General features: G+C 72.3%; 13 protein-coding genes and 1 pseudogene. 6 read left to right on the top strand and 8 right to left on the bottom strand.

Translation table 11 applies throughout. The features are described 5' to 3' along the window. The first annotated feature begins 55 nt into the window (after nt 1–55). A complete protein-coding gene (locus ACIBBH_RS15500; protein WP_399404752.1) occupies nt 56–1,429 on the top strand; it encodes a cryptochrome/photolyase family protein in 1,374 nt (457 codons plus the stop codon). 91 nt (nt 1,430–1,520) lie between these two features. Then, nucleotides 1,521–1,958 (top strand): SPW repeat protein, encoded by a 438-nt coding sequence (locus ACIBBH_RS15505; RefSeq protein ID WP_399404753.1) that lies wholly within the window; start codon nt 1,521–1,523, stop codon nt 1,956–1,958. Between the two features lie 74 nt (nt 1,959–2,032). Here the strand turns inward: ACIBBH_RS15505 and ACIBBH_RS15510 are convergent, their stop codons facing one another. After that, nucleotides 2,033–3,487 (bottom strand): APC family permease, encoded by a 1,455-nt coding sequence (locus ACIBBH_RS15510; RefSeq protein WP_399404754.1) that lies wholly within the window; start codon nt 3,485–3,487, stop codon nt 2,033–2,035. Nucleotides 3,488–3,615: 128 nt separating this feature from the next. On the opposite strand from ACIBBH_RS15510, the gene ACIBBH_RS15515 reads away from it, so the two are divergent. Together ACIBBH_RS15515 and ACIBBH_RS15520 are read left to right on the top strand one after the other, a co-directional pair. Next, nucleotides 3,616–4,821 carry an ROK family protein gene (locus ACIBBH_RS15515; protein WP_399404755.1) on the top strand — a complete coding sequence of 402 codons (1,206 nt, stop codon included), beginning with the start codon at nt 3,616–3,618 and terminating at the stop codon, nt 4,819–4,821. Between the two features lie 76 nt (nt 4,822–4,897). Beyond that, nucleotides 4,898–7,621, top strand: a complete 2,724-nt coding sequence (locus ACIBBH_RS15520) for a glycosyl hydrolase 2 galactose-binding domain-containing protein (protein WP_399404756.1) — start codon at nt 4,898–4,900, stop codon at nt 7,619–7,621. Between the two features lie 41 nt (nt 7,622–7,662). On the opposite strand, the pseudogene ACIBBH_RS15525 reads toward ACIBBH_RS15520, so the two are convergent. Continuing rightward, a pseudogene (locus ACIBBH_RS15525) lies at nt 7,663–7,836 on the bottom strand (hydrolase); the annotation flags it as partial. A 354-nt stretch (nt 7,837–8,190) separates the two neighbouring features. Between ACIBBH_RS15525 and ACIBBH_RS15530 the strand changes: the two are divergent. Then, entirely contained in the window at nt 8,191–8,454 is a 264-nt protein-coding gene (locus ACIBBH_RS15530) for a GlsB/YeaQ/YmgE family stress response membrane protein (protein ID WP_399404757.1), read from the top strand. Between the two features lie 130 nt (nt 8,455–8,584). On the opposite strand, the gene ACIBBH_RS15535 is transcribed toward ACIBBH_RS15530, so the two are convergent. Then, complete coding sequence (locus ACIBBH_RS15535; protein ID WP_399404758.1) at nt 8,585–9,439, bottom strand: GNAT family N-acetyltransferase; 855 nt, start codon at nt 9,437–9,439, stop codon at nt 8,585–8,587. Nucleotides 9,440–9,687: 248 nt separating this feature from the next. Next, on the bottom strand, nt 9,688–10,371 hold the full coding sequence (locus ACIBBH_RS15540; protein ID WP_399404759.1) for a chaplin: 684 nt from the start codon (nt 10,369–10,371) through the stop codon (nt 9,688–9,690). Between the two features lie 273 nt (nt 10,372–10,644). Here ACIBBH_RS15540 and ACIBBH_RS15545 point away from each other — a divergent pair, with 273 nt between their 5' ends. Beyond that, nucleotides 10,645–12,231, top strand: coding sequence for an alpha/beta hydrolase (locus tag ACIBBH_RS15545; protein ID WP_399404760.1), 1,587 nt, complete (start codon nt 10,645–10,647; stop codon nt 12,229–12,231). Nucleotides 12,232–12,270: 39 nt separating this feature from the next. Here ACIBBH_RS15545 and asnB read toward each other — a convergent pair whose 3' ends face one another. The 4 genes from asnB to ACIBBH_RS15565 form a co-directional block, all read right to left on the bottom strand. Then, nucleotides 12,271–14,115, bottom strand: a complete 1,845-nt coding sequence (gene asnB / locus ACIBBH_RS15550) for an asparagine synthase (glutamine-hydrolyzing) (protein ID WP_399404761.1) — start codon at nt 14,113–14,115, stop codon at nt 12,271–12,273. A 288-nt stretch (nt 14,116–14,403) separates the two neighbouring features. Then, nucleotides 14,404–15,189, bottom strand: a complete 786-nt coding sequence (locus tag ACIBBH_RS15555; protein WP_399404762.1) for an alpha/beta hydrolase — start codon at nt 15,187–15,189, stop codon at nt 14,404–14,406. 63 nt (nt 15,190–15,252) lie between these two features. Further along, complete coding sequence (locus tag ACIBBH_RS15560; RefSeq protein ID WP_399404763.1) at nt 15,253–16,392, bottom strand: alpha/beta hydrolase; 1,140 nt, start codon at nt 16,390–16,392, stop codon at nt 15,253–15,255. Beyond that, nucleotides 16,389–18,800 (bottom strand): thioester reductase domain-containing protein, encoded by a 2,412-nt coding sequence (locus ACIBBH_RS15565; RefSeq protein WP_399404764.1) that lies wholly within the window; start codon nt 18,798–18,800, stop codon nt 16,389–16,391. The genes ACIBBH_RS15560 and ACIBBH_RS15565 overlap by 4 nt, the downstream gene beginning before the upstream one ends. Between the last annotated feature and the right edge of the window lie 4 nt (nt 18,801–18,804).

Genomic DNA, 18,804 nt, shown 5'->3' on the forward strand with positions numbered 1-18,804 from the left:
GCCGCCGGGCCGGAAGCCGCTGACCGTCCACACCGTCTCGCCCCGGAGCCGCGCCATGAACGTCTCGGTCGTCCTGTTCACCTCCGACCTGCGCCTGCACGACCACCCGCCCCTGCGGGCCGCCCTGGACGGTTCACGCCAGGTGGTCCCCCTCTTCGTGCGCGACCGGGGCGTGGACGCGGCCGGCTTCGCCGCGCCCAACCGGCTGGCGTTCCTCGCCGACTGCCTGCGGGATCTGGACGCGGGTCTGCGCGGGCGCGGCGGGCGGCTCGTCGTCCGGTCGGGTGACGTCGTCGACGAGGTCCGCGAGGTGGCGGCCGAGGCGGATGCCGACGAGGTGCACATGGCGGCCGACGTCAGCGCGTACGCGCACCGCCGTGAGGAGCGGTTGCGGCGTGCCCTGGAGGCGGACGGGCGCCGGCTGCACGTGCACGACACGGTGACCACGGCGGTCGCGCCCGGCGCGCCCGCCCCGGCCTCCTCGGACCACTTCGCGGTGTTCACGCCGTACTTCCGGCAGTGGTCGCGGCAGCGGCTGCGGGACGCGCTCGGCACGCCCCGGACGGTGCCCGTGCCGGACGGAGTCGGTTCGGAGGGTCTCCCCTCCCGTGCCGCGCTGCCGGGGGTGTCGCAGGGGCTGGCCGCGGGCGGCGAGACGGAGGCCCGCAAGCGGCTCGCCGCCTGGCTGCGCGGGGGCATCGCCGCGTACGCGGACCACCGCGACGCTCTGGCCGGCGACGCGACCTCCCGCCTCTCGCCTCACCTCCACTTCGGCACGCTCTCCCCCGTCGAAGTCGTCCACCGGGCCCGCAGGGCGGGCGGCCCGGGCGCCGAGGCCTTCGTACGGCAGCTCGCCTGGCGCGACTTCCACCGCCAGGTCCTGGCCGCACGGCCGGCCGCCGCCCGCGCCGACTACCGTACGAAGCACGACCGCTGGCGGTCCGAGCGCACGGCCGGGGACGACATCGAGGCCTGGCGGGAGGGACGCACCGGCTATCCGGTCGTGGACGCGGCCATGCGCCAGCTGCGCCACGAGGGCTGGATGCCCAACCGCTGCCGCCTGCTGACCGCGAGCTTCCTGACCAAGACGCTGTACGTCGACTGGCGTGTGGGCGCCCGGCACTTCCTCCGTTTCCTGGTGGACGGCGACCTCGCCAACAACCAGCTCAACTGGCAGTGGATGGCCGGGACCGGCACCGACACCCGCCCCAACCGCGTGCTCAACCCCGTCACCCAGGCCAAGCGGTACGACCCCGAGGGCGTGTACGTCCGGCGGTGGGTGCCGGAACTGGGGCCGCTGGAGGGCTCCTCGGTGCACGAGCCGTGGAAACCGCGGGGCCCGGCCCGGACCGCCATCGACTACCCGGAGCCGATCGTCGACCTGTCCGACGGCCTGGCACGCTTCCGCAGCGCACGAGCCTACACATAAGGAAAAAATAAGAGCAGAATGGTAGGTAAGCGGCGCTTACCGCACCGCACCGGACGCGGTCAGGCCTGCACAGTCAAGAAGGAGACGAGTCATGGCCAACGTCTCGCACAGAGGTGACATAACGAGCCACCCCGATGTATCCGAAATGCGGGCACGGTACGCCCGCATGCTCGGCGGTCGTGATGTGGCGCTCGTGGACGGACCGGTGTTCCTGCTCGGTCTGTACTGCGCCGCGTCGCCGTGGATCCTCCACTACACGACGAGCCAGCCCGCACTCGTGACCCACAACCTGATCATGGGCATCGCGATAGGCCTGCTGGCCCTCGGATTCACCACGACCCCGGCACGGATGTACGGCCTCAGCTGGGCCATGTGTGCCATGGGTGTCTGGATGATCATCGCGCCGTGGGTCGTGGGCAGCGGCCCGGACGCCGGCGTGATCATCAACAACGTCATCATCGGCGCGCTGGCCGTGATCCTCGGGCTGATGTGCGCCGGTACGGCGGCGAAGAGCACTCCCATGCCGTAACCGAAGAGCCTCTGGAGGGAGGAAGCGGGGCCGGTCCGTGGTCGGCGGACCGGCCCCGCGACGCGTTCATGTCGTCAGGCCCCGGCGGGCTCCGCTTCCGCCGCCGGCACGGTGAGGTACTCCTCGCTGATCTCCTTCGGCCCGAACGGCCACACCTTCTCCAGCCGCGCCCAGACGCCGTACGCCACACATCCCAGGGCGAGCCAGGCCAGCGACCACTCGATGGGGTGGCGGCCCGGGGAGTTCCTGTCGGCGTAGCCGTAGATCACGCACCAGCCGGCGAAGGCCACGATGCTCGGCAGGGGGTAGAGCCACATCCGGTACGGGCGGCGGAGAGCCGGCTGGCGCCTGCGCAGGACGCTCAGCGCGATGATCTGGGCCAGCGCCTGGACGATCACCATGACCGTGGTGAGGAGCTGGATCAGGGTCGCCAGGTCGGTGTGGCGGCCGATCAGGAAGCCGACCGCGGTGATCACGCCCATGGTGGCCAGGCCCAGCATCGGGAAGCGGTGCCGGGGGTGCAGTTTCTCGTACGGGCGGAAGAAGACACGGTCGCGGGCCGCGTCGTAGGGGACGCGCGAGCCGCCCAGCAGGCCCGTGAACACCGACGCGAAGGCCGTGATCAGGATCAGGACGGTCACCGTGTCGGCGGCCCCCTTGCCCCAGGTCTTCTCCAGGACCGCCGACGCCACCGAGGTGGCGGCGATGTCGTGCGGGTCGGTCATCCGGTGCCAGTCGATGACGCCGAGCGTGCCGATCTGCAGCAGCAGGTAGATCGCCATGATGCCGAGGATGGACAAGAGGATGGAGCGCGGCAGCGTGCGGCCGGGGTCCTTGATCTCGGCGCCCATGTAGGCGGTGGTGTTGTAGCCGAGGTAGTCGTAGATGCCGATGGTCAGGCCCGCGGCGAAGCCGAGCCAGAAGTGGTCGCTCGTCAGGTCGAGGGCGTGGGCCGGGTAGGTGAAGGCCAGGTGCGGGCTGAAGTCCGTGGCCGCCGCGACGATGACGAGGAGCACCGAGGCGATCATCACGGCCCACATCACGGCGGTGATGCGGGCGATGTGCTCGATGCCGCGCCAGAGCAGGATCACGACCAGGGCGATGACGCCGAGGCCGATCAGGTCGCCCGGGGTCTTGCCGAGGTCCGGGGCCAGGTAGCCCAGGTACTGGACGAAGCCGACCACGCCCGTGGACATGATCAGCGGGATGAAGAGCATCGCCGTCCACACGAACAGGAACGGCATCAGCCGCCCGGTACGGTACTGGAAGGCCTGGCGGAGATAGACGTAACTGCCGCCGGAGCCGGGCATCGAGGCCCCCAGCTCGGCCCAGACGAGGCCGTCGCACAGGGCGAGCACCGCGCCCGCGACGAAGCCGATGACCGCCTGGGGGCCGCCGAACGCGGCGACCATCAGCGGGATCGTCACGAACGGACCGATCCCGCACATCTGACTCATGTTGATGGTGGTGGCCTGGAACAGGCCGACGCGGCGGACGAAACCACCCGTGGGTGGCGGGCTACCGGACATGGGGACTCCTGACGCGCGGCAGGGAGAGGGGCTCGCCCGGCGGGGCCGAGTTGGCCGAGTGGCCGATATAGTTAAGGAGACTTACTAGACGCGTCAAGTAGGCGCCGGGAATGCATGAGAATGGTCGGATGCCCGCCAGCGACGCCGTAGAGCAGCAGCAGCCCTGGAACCGGCAGCGTCTGCGCAGTACCAACGAGCGGCTGCTCCTCGACCGGCTGCGCGGGCTCGGCGCGGCGTCGCGGGCCCAACTGGCCCGGGAGACAGGCCTGTCCAAGCCGACCGTCTCCAGCGCGCTCGCCTCCCTGGAGGCCGCCGGGCTGGTCCGCGAGGCCGGCACCCACGCCCCCGAACGCGGCCGTACCGCGGTCCTGTACGCCCCCGATCCGGCCGCCGGGTACGCGCTCGGCGTGGACGTCGGCCGCGGCTGGCTGCGGGTGGCCGTCGCCGACCTGGACGGCACGCCGGTCGCCCGCGCCGACGTACGCAACCGGGCGCGCGGCTCCGAGGCGCTGGCCGACCTGGTCGTCTCGGCCGCCCGGCAGGTGGTCGCGGGCTCCGGCGTGGACCCGGCCGAGGTGGTGCACGGGGTGGTGGGCACGCCCGGCGTGTACGACGAGAAGCAGCGGCGGGTGCGATACGCGATGCACCTGCCGGGCTGGGGCCGCGCCGGGCTGCTGGACCGGCTGCGCGAGGAGCTGGGCGTCCCGCTGGAGGTGTACAACGACGCGAATCTGGCCGCCCTGGGCGAGTACACGTACGGGGTCGGCGCGGGCAGCCGGCTGTTCGCGTACATCCTGATCGGCACCGGTCTCGGCATGGGGGTCGTCAGCGAGGGGCGGCTGTTCACCGGGGCGCACGGGCTGGCCGGGGAGATCGGGTTCCTGCCGTGGCCGGGGCAGCAGAAGCCGGAACGGCTGGAGGACGCCGTGTCGGGGGTGGCCGTCGTGGAGGCGGCGCGCCGGTTCGGGATGAGCGGGCAGCTCACCGCGAAGGCGGTGTTCGACGCGGCTCGGCAGGGAAACCCGGCGGCGTGTCAGGCGGTGCAGCTGGAGGGTGAGCGGATAGCGCACACCGTGGCGGCCGCCGCCGCGGTGCTCGACCCCGACCTGGTGGTGCTGGGCGGGGGCGTCGGCCACAGCGTGGACCTGCTGCTGGGGCCGGTGCGGGAGCACCTGCGCGCCCTGACCCCGCTGCGGCCGAAGATCGCCCCGAGCCGGCTGGGCGAGGACGCGGTGCTCCTCGGCGCGGTGGCGACGGCGCTGGGGACGGCGCGGGAGGTGGTGTTCGAGCGCAGGTCGTCCGGGTCACAGCAATTCCCACCCGGGCCACGGTGATTGACACGGCCCACTCGCAGCCCTAGCTTGAGCCAGGTTAGTAAAGTTTCCTAACTTTACGAGGCTGGAGACCGCCGTGTTCCCTCGCCCCGCCGCCCGCCGCCGCCTCGCCACGGCCGCCGTCGCCCTGGGCCTGCTCTGCTCGCTCAACTCCGGCGCCTGGGCCGGTTCCCGGCATCCGGCCCCGCCGCACGGGCAGGCCCGGACCACCCGCGTCCCGTCCGCCGCCGGAACCAGCACCCCCCTCTCCGGCTTCGCGATCCAGTCCACGGGGAAGGTGAGCGACTCGCCGTCGGCCGTCTCCTCCCCCGGCTACCCGGCGGCCGGCTGGTACCCGGCGGGTCCCCGCTCCACCGTCCTGGCGGCCTTGCTCGCCAACGGCGTCCACGCCGACCCCTTCTACTCCACCAACCAGCAGAAGATCCCCAAATCCGACTTCCAGGTCCCGTGGTGGTACCGCTCCGACTTCACGGTCGCCGACCCCGGGCAGCGCACCTACCTGGACTTCAGCGGGGTGATCTCGGCGGCGGACGTGTACGTCAACGGCAAGCAGGCCGCCAAGGCGGCGGACGTCACCGGCGCCTACACCCATCACGAACTGGACGTCACCTCACTGGTCAGGTCCGGCAGGAACTCGGTCGCCTTCCGCATCCGGCCCAACGAACCGAACAAGAACCTGACCATGGGCTGGATCGACTGGCTCCAGCCGCCACCCGACCAGAACATGGGCATCGTGCGCGACGTCCTGGTCCGCCGCGGCGGCCCGGTCGCGCTGCGCGACGCGCACGTGGTGACCGAGCTGGACGTCCCGTCGCTGAGCTCGGCGGACCTGACGGTCAAGGCGCGGGCCCGCAACGACTCGGACGCGGCCGTCACGGCCCAGGTCACCGGCGGCATCGGCAGGATCTCGTTCGCGAAGACGGTCACGCTCGCCCCGCACGAGACGAAGACCGTGACCTTCACCCCCGCCGACGTTCCCGGTCTGCACCTGACGTCCCCGAAGGTGTGGTGGCCGGCGGGCATGGGCGGACAGCCCCTGTACGGCCTTGACCTCACCGCGTCCGTCTCGGGCACGGTGTCGGACACCGCGCACGAGCGCTTCGGCATCCGGGACGTACAGGCGCCCCTGAACTCCGACGGTGCCCGCCAGTACCGGATCAACGGCCGCACGTTGCTGGTCAAGGGCGGCGGCTGGTCGCCGGACGAGTTCCTGCGCTGGGACGCCACCTATGTCGAGGACCGGCTGAAGTACGCCCTCGACCTCGGCCTCAACACCATCCGCCTGGAAGGCCACATCGAGCCGGACGAGTTCTTCGACCTCGCCGACCGGTACGGCATCCTGACGCTGCCCGGCTGGGAGTGCTGCGACAAGTGGGAGGGCCAGGTCAACGGCAGCGGCGAGTCCGGCGAGAAGTGGACGCCGGCCGACTATCCCGTGGCCAAGGCCTCGATGGCCGCCGAGGCCGCCCGGCTGCGCGACCACCCGAGCGTGATCTCCTTCCTGATCGGCAGCGACTTCGCACCCGACGCCACGATCGAGAAGAACTACCTGGACGCGCTGAAGGCCGCCGACTGGCCGACCCCCGTGGTCGCCGCCGCATCCGACAAGTCATCGCCGCAGCTGGGCAGTTCAGGCATGAAGATGACCGGCCCCTACGACTGGATCCCGCCGGACTACTGGTACGCCAAGCGCGAGGGCGGAGCCACCGGCTTCAACTCCGAGACCAGCGCGGGCCCCGACATCCCCACCCTCGACACGCTGCGCCGGATGATGACACCGGCCGAACTGGACACACTCTGGAAGAACCCGGGCGACAGGCAGTACCACCGCTCCCCGTCATCCGTCTTCGGCACCCTCAAGATCTACGACAAGGCGCTCACCGGCCGCTACGGCGCCCCGACGAGCCTCACCGACTACGTGCGCAAGGCGCAGCTCGCACAGTACGAGGCCGTCCGCGCCCAGTTCGAGGCGTACGAGCGCAACGCCACCGACTCCTCCAAGCCTTCCACCGGGGTCGTGTACTGGATGTTCAACAGCGGCTGGACGTCCCTGCACTGGCAACTGATGGACCGTTGTCTGGACCAGGGCGGCGCCTACTTCGGGGCCAAGAAGGCGAACGAGCCGCTGCACGTGCAGTACTCCTACGACAACCGCTCGGTCGTCGTGATCGGCAACCGGCACGCCGCCGCCTCCGGACTCACCGTGCGGGCCACGCTGTTCAACCCCGACGGCACCCAGAAGTACGACCGGACCGTCACCGGGGTGACGGTGAACGGGGACGGCGCGCACAGCACCGTGCTCACCCTGCCCTCCTCGGTGAGCGGGCTGTCGGCGACGTACCTGGTGCGCCTGACGCTGACCGACTCCACCGGCGAGGAGGTGAGCCGGAACGTGTACTGGCTCTCCACCGAGCCGGACACGCTCGACTGGGACAACACCGACTGGTACTACACGCCCACCACGAGCTACGCCGACCTGAAGGGGCTGGCCTCGATGGCCCAGGCGCCGGTGTCGGCGACGGCGTCGACCGATTCGTCGGACGGTACGTCGACCACCACGGTGACCCTGCGCGCCACGGGCAGCGGGAAGACCCCGTCGCTGCTGACGGACGTGCATGTCGTCGACGCGGCGGGCAGGCCGGTGCTGCCGGTGCGCTGGTCGGACAACGACGTGAGCCTCTGGCCGGGCGAGTCGGTGACGCTGACCGCCACCTACCGGACGGCCGACCTGCACGGCTCGGCGCCGCGGGTGCGGATCTCCGGCTGGAACACGCCGGAGCGGACGGTTCCGGCGGCGTGATGCGGTAGGGCCCGGCCCTGGGGCGGCCGGGCCCCAGGACGTCAGCTCACGTTGAGCGCCGTGTCGTCGACAACGAACGACGTCTGGAGCTCGGAGCCCTCCGTGCCGGTGAACCTCAGGGTGACGGTCTGCCCCGCGTAGCCGCTGAGGCCGAAGCTGCGCCGGGTGCAGCCGGAGGCGGCGTTGAGGTTGGAGTACGTCGCCAGGGTGCCCATGCCGTGCGTGGTGGCCGCGTTGGCCGGTGTCGCGGTGGTGCTGACCTGGAGGGCCGCTCCCATGACGAGCAGCCCGAATCCGGCCAGGGCGGTGGCGACTCGGCGGCGGGATCTCCTCGGTCCAAGCATCCGGCGAACCTCCGTGTGGGGCGGGGTAGAGACGGTGCGGCGCCAAGTCTGTGCGCGTGGTACCGAGTTGAGGGTTCTACACGCGTCGATCGATTGAAAGGTACATGGCATGACGGCTCGGTGAACAGAAAGTCCCGGCATGCACAGGTACCGGGCGGAACGGACTGCTTCTCCCCGGAGCGGGCAGTTGGACAACAGCGGGGATCTCGACGAAGAGGGGCGGAGATGGGGATCTCAGGCGTCATCAGCGCCATCGTCATCGGCGTCGTCATGGGTGTGCTGGGCCGCCTGGTCGTCCCGGGGCGGCAGCACATCGGCATCCTGTGGACGATCGTGGTCGGCATCGCCGCCGCCCTGCTGGGCTCGGCGATCGCCGCCGGCTTCGGGGTGGCCGACACCAAGGGGGTCGACTGGATCGAGTGGCTCGTCCAGATCGGCCTGGCGGCGGCGGGCGTCGCGGCGCTGGACCGCTCGAAGGCGCTCCGCTGACCTCGAGCACAGCGGGTGGCGCGGCGGCGACGCCCTACGCCCCGTACAGGTACGACGTCGTCGTGGTCAGCGGATGGCAGCCCAGGCGTTCTCCAGCATCCGGGGCCGGGTGGGGCGACGGGGCAAGGCTCTAACCGAGTTCGAGCGTGGTCACGCCGAACACGCGCTCCGTCGCGTACGGGCGCACCGGGCCGGTGTACATGCGCGCCGTCTCGAACGAGGGGGTGAAGCCGGCCGCCTCGGCCAGTGCCACGCCCGCCGTGTTCGTCTCGGGCACGTCGACGGCGACCTCCGTTCCGGCGGCGCCGGCGGTGAGGGCGGCGAACAGGGCCCGGGCGTCCTCGGCGGTGTCCGCGAAGAGCGGTCCGATGCGCAGGCTGTCGCGGGCGGGGCGGATCACGCCGTAGCCGGTGAGGCGTTCGCCGTCGTGGCGGACGGCGGTCCGGTGCTGCGGGGTGGTCAGCCACTCGGCGAGGAAGCGCGGGCGGTCGGCCGGGTGGCAGGCGCTGTCGTAGGCGGTGATGGCGGCCAGGTCGGCGGGGCCGGCCGGGCGGACGCCCGCGGGCACCTCCGCCTCGGGGGCGGTGCCCGCGAAACGGATGGTGCGGTAGGCGAGTTCGAAGCCGGACTGGCGGTAGTTGTCCTGCTGGGCCACGACTCCGTCCAGGCCGACGGTACGGTTTCCGGCGTGCGCCAGGGCGGTCTTCCAGATGGTGATGCCGTGGCCGCGCCCGCGCAGGTCCGGGCGGACCAGGTAGCAGCCCAGGAAGGCGTAGTCGGGGCCGTAGTTGACCACGGAGATGGCCGAGACCGGCTCGCCGTCGATCCGGCCGAGGAAGAACCCCTCGGGATCCTGGGCGAAAAAGGCGGGGCCGTCGGACAGCCCGGGGTTCCAGCCCTCGTCCGCCGCCCACCCGCTGATCACCGGCCAGTCCTCGAGGGTGGCCTGCGTGATGACGAGGTCCTGGGGGGCCGGAGAGGTCATCGGTGCGCTCCATTCCGTGGGTGTCGGGTCCGTGGGTGGTGCCGGGCGGCACGATGATCCGTCGCGCCCGCAGCATCCTTCCCGATCACCCTCCGATCCGCTACGCCGGGATCGAGCCGTTGGCCGGCCCCAACCGCTTCTTCGCGTGTGGCCGTTGAGGGAGGCGGAGGCGACTGGGCCGCCGTACGGCCGGGCCCCACCGGCCGGGGGTCCGGTGGGGCCTTCGGGGGTGGGAATGGTGGCCGGTGTCAGCTCTCCGGGCGGGAGCGGAAACGGCGGTACAGGACCGCGCCGGTCAGCAGGAGCGCGGCGCTCGCGGCTACGGCGGGCGCGATGTCGTCCGCTCCCGTGCGGGCGAGGGCCGCCCCTGGCTGCGGCAGGGCCGCGTGGGGCGCCGCGGGAGCGGGGTGGGCCTTGGCCGGAACGGTCGGCCGAGGGGCCGGGTGCGTGGGCTGCCGGGGCTGGTCGCCGGGGGCGTTCACCGACTCGTTGCCCTCGGCCGCGTTGCCGGCGCCGGGCGCGCTCACGGAGTTGCCGCTGACGTTCACCGGGAGGTGGACGGGGAGCTGGACGCCGTTGCCGGACAGCACACCCGGGGAGTCATGCTCGCCACCGCTCGCGGACGCTCCGCCGGAGGCCGTGGTGCCGGACCCGCCGCCACCGCCCGCTTCGGCACCGCCCGCGTTGGCGCAGGTGTTGCCGGTGGCGGGATTGAGCAGCCCCACCACGTTCACGGTGTTCCCGCACACGTTCACCGGCACGTGCACCGGCAGCTGGACGGTGTTGCCGGAGATCACCCCGGTCGAGCCGGCCGCCGAACCGCCGGCGGAGGCGCCGTCGGCCGCGAAGGCGGCAGACACCGGCATCGTCGCGGCCATCGCGCCGCATGCGGCGGCGACGGCGATCACACCGTTCCGGGTAACCCGTCTCATAGGTTCCCTGCCTTCCAGACATGGTCGCGGGCACTCACCCGCACCGGATCAAACGCCGGGGACCCGATCCGAGTTATGGCTTATCGGCCTTTCACCCCATCGAGTGGCCCGGTTATCGAACCGTACGCAAAGTCCCGGAATGGTCACGGAGCGTGCGCAGGGTAGGGCACCGCGGACCGTTGCGCACGCCCGGAGGCGTGCCCTCCGGGGCCCGCTTATGGTGAGCGAGAGGCGCTGTCCCCGGTCCGCAGCGGGGCGACCCTGGAGGCATCGATGCTGGCCAAGCTGTCCACACGGCGCGCCGCCCGGCACTGCGCGGGCGTCGGAGCCGTCGCGCTGGCCCTGCTGGGAGCGGGGCTGCCCGTCGTGGGGGCCGACGAGCCGCAGCCCGACCTGTCCCCCTTCTACCGGCAGAAGGTCGCGTGGTCGGCCTGCAAGGGCCCGGACATGCCCAAGGACCTGCAGTGCGGCAAGGTCACCGTCCCGCTCGACTACGCCCGTCCCGGCGCGGGCACGCTGGAGGTGGCGCTGGCCCGCTACCGGGCCACCGGCAGGTCGCGGGGCTCGGTGCTGCTCAACTTCGGCGGACCGGGCGGTGCGGGCATACCCGAACTCGCCCGGGGCGGCAAGGACTTCATGGGCCTGACCAACGGCTACGACGTGGTCACCTTCGACCCGCGCGGCGTCGGCCGGTCCTCCCCCGTCAGCTGCGGCGAGGGGTCCGACGAGGCCTTCGCCGCCACCGAGGACGCCGCGGACCCCGGCGATCCACAGGCCGTTCTGGAGCAGGTGCGGAAGGCAGCCGCCGAGTGCGCCCAGCACTCCGGCCCGGTCCTGCCGTACATCGGCACCGTCAACGCCTCCCGGGACCTGGACGTCATGCGGCAGGCGCTCGGCGACAAGAAGCTGAACTACCTGGGCTTCTCCTACGGGACCCGGCTCGGCGCGGTGTACGCGACCCAGTTCCCCGACAAGGTGGGCCGGCTGGCGCTGGACGGCGTGGACACGCTGACCGAACCGCTGGCCGAGCAGGGCGTGGCGGGCGCCGCCGGGCAGCAGACGGCACTGGACGACTTCCTGGACTGGTGCGTGACCGACCTCGCCTGCCCGTTCGGGCAGGACCGGCGCGCGGCCGGGGACCAGGTCGTCCGTCTGGTGCACTCGATGGACGAGGATCCGGTGCCCACGGCCTTCGGCGACCGGTTCTCCGGCCAGGACCTGGTGGGCGCGATCGGGCAGGCGCTGTACAGCAGGGAGCTGTGGCCCCTGCTGGAGCGGGCCCTGGCCTCCCTGGTCGAGGACGGGGACACGCGCGGGGTGGAGAATTTCGCCTCAGGCGGCATGGCGCTCTCCCCCGGCCGGGCCGGCGACGGCGGGCTCGTCGACGCGGACGACGTCCCCGCGGACAACCTCACGGCCGCCCTGATGGCGATCAACTGCGCGGACGACCCCGACCGTCCCGCCGCCGGGCAGATCAGCAGGGATCTCCAGCGGCTGCGCGCGGAGTACGAGCAGGCGTCGCCGGTCTTCGGCCGGTACCGGCTCACCCAGTTGGTGATGTGTTACGGCCGCCCGCGGGGCACCGACTTCATCCGCGACCGGGTCAAGGACGTCCACACGCCGAAGATGCTCCTGGTCGGCACCCGCGGCGACCCGGCGACGCCGTACCGCTGGACCGTGGAGACCGCCGCCCGGCTCGGCCCGTCGGCCGTGGTGCTCGACAACAGGGGCGAGGGCCACACCGGCTACTCCTCCTCCAAGTGCGTCCACCGCAAGGTCGACGACTTCCTCCTGTACGGCTCCCTGCCGGCCAGCGGCAGCTCCTGCGCTGCGGACACCCCGTCCGCCGTGACCGGGTGACCACGTGGCGGCAGCGTGCGCGCGGGGGGAGCCGGATGCTCAGCCGAGCGACAGCTCCGGACGGTAGAGGTCCAGCCAGACCGCCAGGTCGAGGGTGCGTTCCAGGCCGCGGCGGGCCCCCTGGGTGCTCACGGGAGCCGTCTCGCGGTGGGCGGCGCGGTCGACCTTCTCGCGGTCGACGAGGTCGAAGACCGGGTGGGAGGGGCGGGCGAGGAGGTCCTTGGCGTGTTCCTGGAGGGCGCGGGCGTAGAGCGGGTCCTGGGTGGAGGGGTAGGGGCTCTTGGCCCGGTCGTGGACGGACTTCGGGATGACGTCCGCCACCGCTTCCCTGAGCAGGCTCTTCTCCCGCCCGTCGAAGGACTTCAGGGACCAGGGCGTGTTGTAGACGTACTCCACGAGCCGGTGGTCGCAGAACGGCACGCGGACCTCCAGGCCGACGGCCATGCTCATGCGGTCCTTGCGGTCGAGCAGGGCCCGCACGAAGCGGGTCAGGTGGAGGTGGCAGATCCGCCGCATCCGGTACTCGAAGTCGCTCTCGCCGTCGAGGCGGTCGATGGCCGCGACGGCGGCGCGGTGGCCGTCGGCGACGTACGCCTCCACGTCCAGCGCCTTGGCCAGGTCGGCGCGCAGGACGTCATTGTCGTCCCCGAAGTCCCGGCCGTGGCGCACCAGCCAGGGGAAGGTGCCGGCCCGCCGCGCGTCCTCGTCGAAGAAGTGCCGGTAGCCGCCGAAGACCTCGTCGGCGGACTCGCCGGAGAGGGCGACCGTGGACTGGTCGCGGACGGCCCGGAAGAGCAGGTAGAGCGAGGCGTCCATGTCGCCGAAGGCCATGGGCAGGTCGCGGGCGCGGATCACCTTCTCCCGCACGGCGGGGTCGGCGAGGGTGTGTGCGTCGAGGACGATGTCCTGGTGGTCGGTGCGGGCGAGCCGGGCCACGTCGTGCACGAAGGGCGTGTCGGGGGTGCCGCGCAGGTCGTCGGCGACGAAGTGGTCGGTCTGTCCGGCGAAGTCGACGGCGAAGCTGCGGACCTTCTCGCCGTGCTCGGCGAGCTGCCGGGCGGCGAGCGCCGTCATGGCGGAGGAGTCGAGGCCGCCGGAGAGCAGGGTGCAGCGCGGGACGTCGGCCACCAGCTGGCGGCGCACGATGTCCTCCAGGAGCGTGCGGACGGTGGCGACGGTGGTGTCGCGGTCGTCGGGGTGCGGGCGGGTCTCCAGCCGCCAGTACGTGCGGGTGGCGAGGCCCGAGCGGTCGACGGTGACGACGGTGCCGGGTTCCACCTCGCGCATGCCCTCCCACACGGCGTGGCCGGGCGTCTTGACCATGGTGAACAGCTCTCGCAGGCCGTCGAGGCCGACCCGGGCGCGGGCGAGCGGGTTGGCGAGGATCGCCTTCGGTTCGGAGCCGAACAGGACGCCGTCTGGGGTCGGGTAGTAGCAGAAGGGCTTGATGCCCATGCGGTCGCGGATCATCACGAGCTTGTCGTGGCGGCCGTCCCAGACGGCGAAGGCGTACATGCCGTTGAGGCGCTCGGCGACGGCGTCGCCCCATTCGAGGTAGCCGCGCAGCACGACCTCGGTGTCGGAGCCGGTGGTGAAGCGGTGGCCGCGGCCGGTGAGTTCGGCGCGCAGTTCGGTGAAGTTGTAGGTCTCGCCCGAGTAGACGAGGGCGACGGCTCCGTTCGGGGTGCCGGCGGTCATGGGCTGGCGTCCGCCGGGCAGGTCGATGACGGCGAGCCTGCGGTGGCCGAGCGCGGCGGGTCCCTCGGCCCAAGTGCCGCGGTCGTCCGGGCCGCGGCAGGCCATCGTCGCGGTCATCGCGTCCAGCGCCGCGGCCTCGGAGCGCAGGTCGCGGTCGTAGGAGACCCATCCGGTGATGCCGCACATGCCGTACCTCCTGCCTCCGGCCCGTCGGAAGCGGCTGGCTCACCTGCCCCTTTCCCGGGTGGATGCCGACGCCCACGGAACCAGTTGTAACCAGCACCTAGTACGGCGAGCCTGTGCCCCGCGCTCCGGCCGGTCAACACGGCCGTAACCTGAACGGGTGGTCCCCCCGTGCGGTTTCGGCCGCGCTTTGCCCATGCGAGGTTAAGGAATCGGCGTCACGCCGGGCCGGTCCACCGGGAACCGGCCACGGGCAAAGATTTCCCCAACGCCCTCGGCCGGACAGGCGGATCAGGCCACGGACGCGGGACTCACGAACCAGTCGACCGCTGCGGTCAGCTCGGCCGGCTTCTCGACCGGCAGTTCGTGGCCCGCGTCGATGATGCGGATCACCGCGTCCGGGTAGGCCGTCGCCATCCGGAGCATCTGCTTCACCGGGAGCTGGATGTCGTGGTAGCCGTGCACCAGCAGGGTGGGCGTGCGGATCTCGCCGACCCGGTCGAGGACGTCGAAGGCCCGCATGGCGCCGTACAGCGTCATGACCACCTCGCGCGGGGTCTCGGCCGAGGCCCGGATGTACTCCCGGATCCGCTCGCGCGGATAGCCGGGGGCGAAGGCCCGCTGGATGTTGGCGGCGACGAACAGCTTGAAGGGCACGAGGGTCGAGGCGGCCATCAGCAGACCGCGGCCCCGGCTGAAGGCCATCCGGCTGATGGAGTTCACCAGCACCAGGCGCTCGACCCGCTCGGGGTGGGACAGGGCGATGGTCTGGGAGATCATCCCGCCCATGGAGTGACCGATCAGCACACAGCGCTCGATCTTCAGGTGGTCGAGGAGGGCGAGGACGTCCCTCGCCAGCTCCTCGATGGTGGGCACTCCCGCCCCGCCGCTCTCCCCGTGGCCGCGCAGGTCGAGCCGGATCACCCGCCGCTTCTCCGCGAAGTGCGCGATCTGGTGGTCCCAGCGGTGCCGGTTGGCCGTCCACCCGTGGACGAACACCAGGGGCACGCCGTCGCCGTCGCGGGGGCCTTCGTCGTCGTACGTCAGCGCTGCGCCGTCGACCTCGAGCTGCGGCATGGGGTGTCTCCTGGATGCGGTCGGGTTACTGATCGGTAGGGTAGCCGGGCGACCGGCTCGCCGTCACCGCTGTCCGGCGAGGAAATCCAGGATGTGCCCGAAGACGTCCAGGGCGGCGCCGCGGCCGATGAACGTGTCCAGGTGCCCGTACCCGGGAATCTCGGTGTACGTCACGTCCAGCTGCGGCTGCCGGTGGGCCAGCACCTCGTGGCACAGCTTCTGCGAGTCCAGCCACAGGCCGTTCTCGCTGCCCGCGAGCAGCAGGACGGGAGTGTCGATGCGGGCCGCCGCGTCCAGCGCGTTGGGCGGCAGGGCCCGGTAGCGGTGGTCGGTGTCGTGCCAGCGGACGACGCTGCGGGCCAGCTCGATGCGGCGCAGGTGCGGCAGGATCCACAGCGGCGCGGGGCCGAGGAGCTCGGCGAGCCGGTCGTGGGTGGCCTCGGCGAGGTTCTCGTGCACGAAGAGGGAGGCGCCCGTACCCCAGGCCGAGTTGTGCAGGATCTGGCAGGTCGGGTCCGGGCAGGTCGCCTTCCGGGAGGCCAGGGCGAACAGCGGCGTGTACTTAGACCACAGGCCGACCTGGCGGAAGTCGACCGGGATGTGGTCGATCCGGGTCTTCAGCAGCTCCCCCGCCACCGTCATCCGCAGCGAGGTGCGCCCGGCCAGCTTCGGGGTCAGGAACACGCCCTGGGACACCACGCCGGCCAGGCCCGGCACCAGCCCCGCCGTCATGCTCAGCGACAGGGTCAGGGAGCCGATGCAGTGGGCGACGACGTACAGCGGCCTCTCGCCGATGCGGGCGCGGACGTGGCAGACGGCCTCCGGGATGTCGTACAGGGCCACGTCGTCGTACGTGTACCGGCGGCCGGTCTCGTTGTACGGCAGCCGCCGGCTGCCCCGCCAGTCCAGCAGCCAGGGTTCGTAGCCCTCGTCGAGCAGGACGTCGACCAGGTTGCGGGTCTCGGGCAGCAGGAACATGTCGGCGGACGCGGTGTGCCCGTGCAGCAGCAGTACGGCGGGACGGTCGCCGGAGCCGGGGCCGACACGGGTGAGGCCGAGCCGGAAGCCGTCACCGGTACGGAACGGGATCTCCTCGACGGCCGCCGGGTCGAGGCGGTGGCGCAGGGCGCGCAGTTCGGTGGTGGTGCGGACCTTGCGCAGGGCCGGCCTGCTGGTTCTGGGGTTCGCGGTCCTGAAGATCATCGGTTGTGCTCCCTGAGGGTGGGGGTGCGGCGCAGGTCGAGCAGGTCCGCGGCGGCCCGGGCGAAGGGGGCGAGCAGTCCGCGGCCCATCTCCAGGCCGAACCAGGCGAGCCAGGTGAGCTTGGCGGCCCGCTTCTCCTGGCCGGTCAGGTGCGGGGCGACCCGGATGCCGTCGATCTGGTCGCGGACGTAGGAGTCGGCGGGCACGACGACCTCGCCGAGCAGGCTCGCCGCCTCGCCCTCGCGGCCGATCTCGACGGTCAGGGCGCGGGTCTGCCGCCACACATCGCGGCGGGCACGGGCGTACTTGCGGCCCTCCAGCCACCACAGGCCGCCGTCCTTGTCGCGCAACTTCAGCCGGTACCGCAGGAGTTGGTGCCGGTGGCCGTGCTGCTGCGGGATGCCCTCCTCGGGGCGGACCCAGACGTCCCCGCGCTCGACGGTGAGCGGCTCGGGGTTGATCGCGGGGCAGGTGACCTCTCCGCTGACATCGACCCGGCGCTCCTTCACGAGTTGGTACATGCTCGCGATGGAGAGCGTGAGCGCCATCGAGCACGGGGTCTGCGCGGGGGCGCCGACCGGGCCCACGGTGCCCTCGGTCGTCTCGGTGAACCACAGGTACGGTTGGTCGTCCTTCCGGGGCAACCGGGCCAGGCCGTCGGCGGCGAGCTTCTCGAAGGTCCTCATCTGTGCCTGTGCGTCGTAGCGGGCGGCGGGCGGCAGGCCGAGCGCCTCGACGAGCGCGGCGGTGCGCTCGCCGCCGGCCGCCGGGCCCTTGAGGGTGGCCTCGCACAGCTTGAGCGCGGTGGGGCTACGCAACACCCGGGAGAGGAAGTCGAGTTCGGGGACCGGCTCGGTCTCCAGGCGGGCCAGGGTGTCGGTGCGCCACTCGTCCCAGTCCTGGACGCGCACGTGCATACCGCCGAGCGCCATGTCCCGGACGACGTCGTCGAGGGTGTTGGGCACGCCGGTCAGGTTGTAGTCGAAGCCCCATGCGTCGGGTGCGCAGACAGCGGCGACGGCGACCCGGCTCACCCAGTCCACGGGGGCCGCGTTGAGATAGCGGAACGCCGGTACGGTGCGGAGGCGGCCGAAGGCCGAGACGAGACCGCTGCTCAGGTCCTGCGGGTTGTAGGCGCCGGTCTTCGTGTGGCCGCCGATGCCGCCCGGGCGCAGGGCGGTGACCACCAGGCCGTGGTCGCGGGCGCGGCGCAGGGCCACCTCGGCGGTCCACTTGGACTGGTCGTAGCCGGAGACGAGGCGGTCGACGTGGGCCAGCGGGTCGTCCTCGCCCATGGAGGTGATGCCGACCTCGTTGAACACCGCGATGGAGGAGATGTGGTGCAGCGGCTTGGGGCGGCCGGTGGCCGCGAGTTCGGCCAGGGTCAGCGCGCCGAGCACGTTGCTGCTCCGCAGGGAGTGGTAGCCGCGCAGGAAGTCCACCGCCGCGGCCACGCCGACGACGCTGTCGAGTTCGTGGGCGAGGGTGTGCCACAGCTCCTCCGACAGGCCGAGCCGCGGGCGCCGGATGTCGCCGGGCAGCACGGTCACCCGGCGGCGCACCTCGGATGACCAGGGCAGGCGGTAGCTGCGCAGTTGCTCGCCGAGGCGCGCGGTGGCCGCCTCCTCGTCGGCCGCGCGGACCAGGCAGCAGACGTGCGCGTCGCTGTGCCGCAGCAGGTCGAGCAACATGTGGCTGCCGAGGAACCCGGTCGCGCCGGTGAGCAGGATCCGGCGGGGCGGCAGCGGCTCGGGGACGTCCGTGAACGGCAGGCGGTCGGCGAGGGCGAGGTCGGCGAGGATCTGGTCGAGGTCCTCCTGGCGGGCGCGGGGGACGGCAGCCTCCGGGGGAAGCACGCCGGACGCCGAAACCGGCGCGGCGCAGGCCGGGCCGCCCGCGGCCGCGCCGTGCCCCGGCCCCGCAGCGGGCCCGACAGGCCCCGGCCCCGGCCGAGCGGCGACGCCCCGGTGGGCCGCCGGAGCCGCAGCGGATGACGCGGGGCCACCCGCAGCCGTCAAGGCCTCTGCCCCGCCCTCCCCCGCCACCAGCGGCAGCCACCACCGTGCCAGGCTGACCGGGCGGGCGTCGGCGAACACGTCGTCGAGATCGACCTCGATGCCGAGCGTATCCTCCAGTTCCGCGACGAGCTCCACCGCGTGGACGGACGTACCGCCCGCGTCGAAGAAGTCGGCGCCGGGTGCCAGGTGGCCGCCGGGCAGGTGGCGGCCCGCGGCCTCGGCGATGGCCGCGGCGAGGCCGTCGACGTCCCGCACCGGGGCGGCGGCCCGCGGGGGTGTGCCGGTCGCCGCCACCTTGGCCAGCAGGTCGGTGACGCCGAGCCCACCGTCGCCCCGTTCGATCCACTCGGCGGTCGCCCGCTGTCCGGCGTCGTCGTTCAGATCACCCATGAGA

The sequence above is a fragment of the Streptomyces sp. NPDC051636 genome (genome assembly GCF_044453765.1).
Taxonomy (GTDB): Bacteria; Actinomycetota; Actinomycetes; order Streptomycetales; family Streptomycetaceae; genus Streptomyces.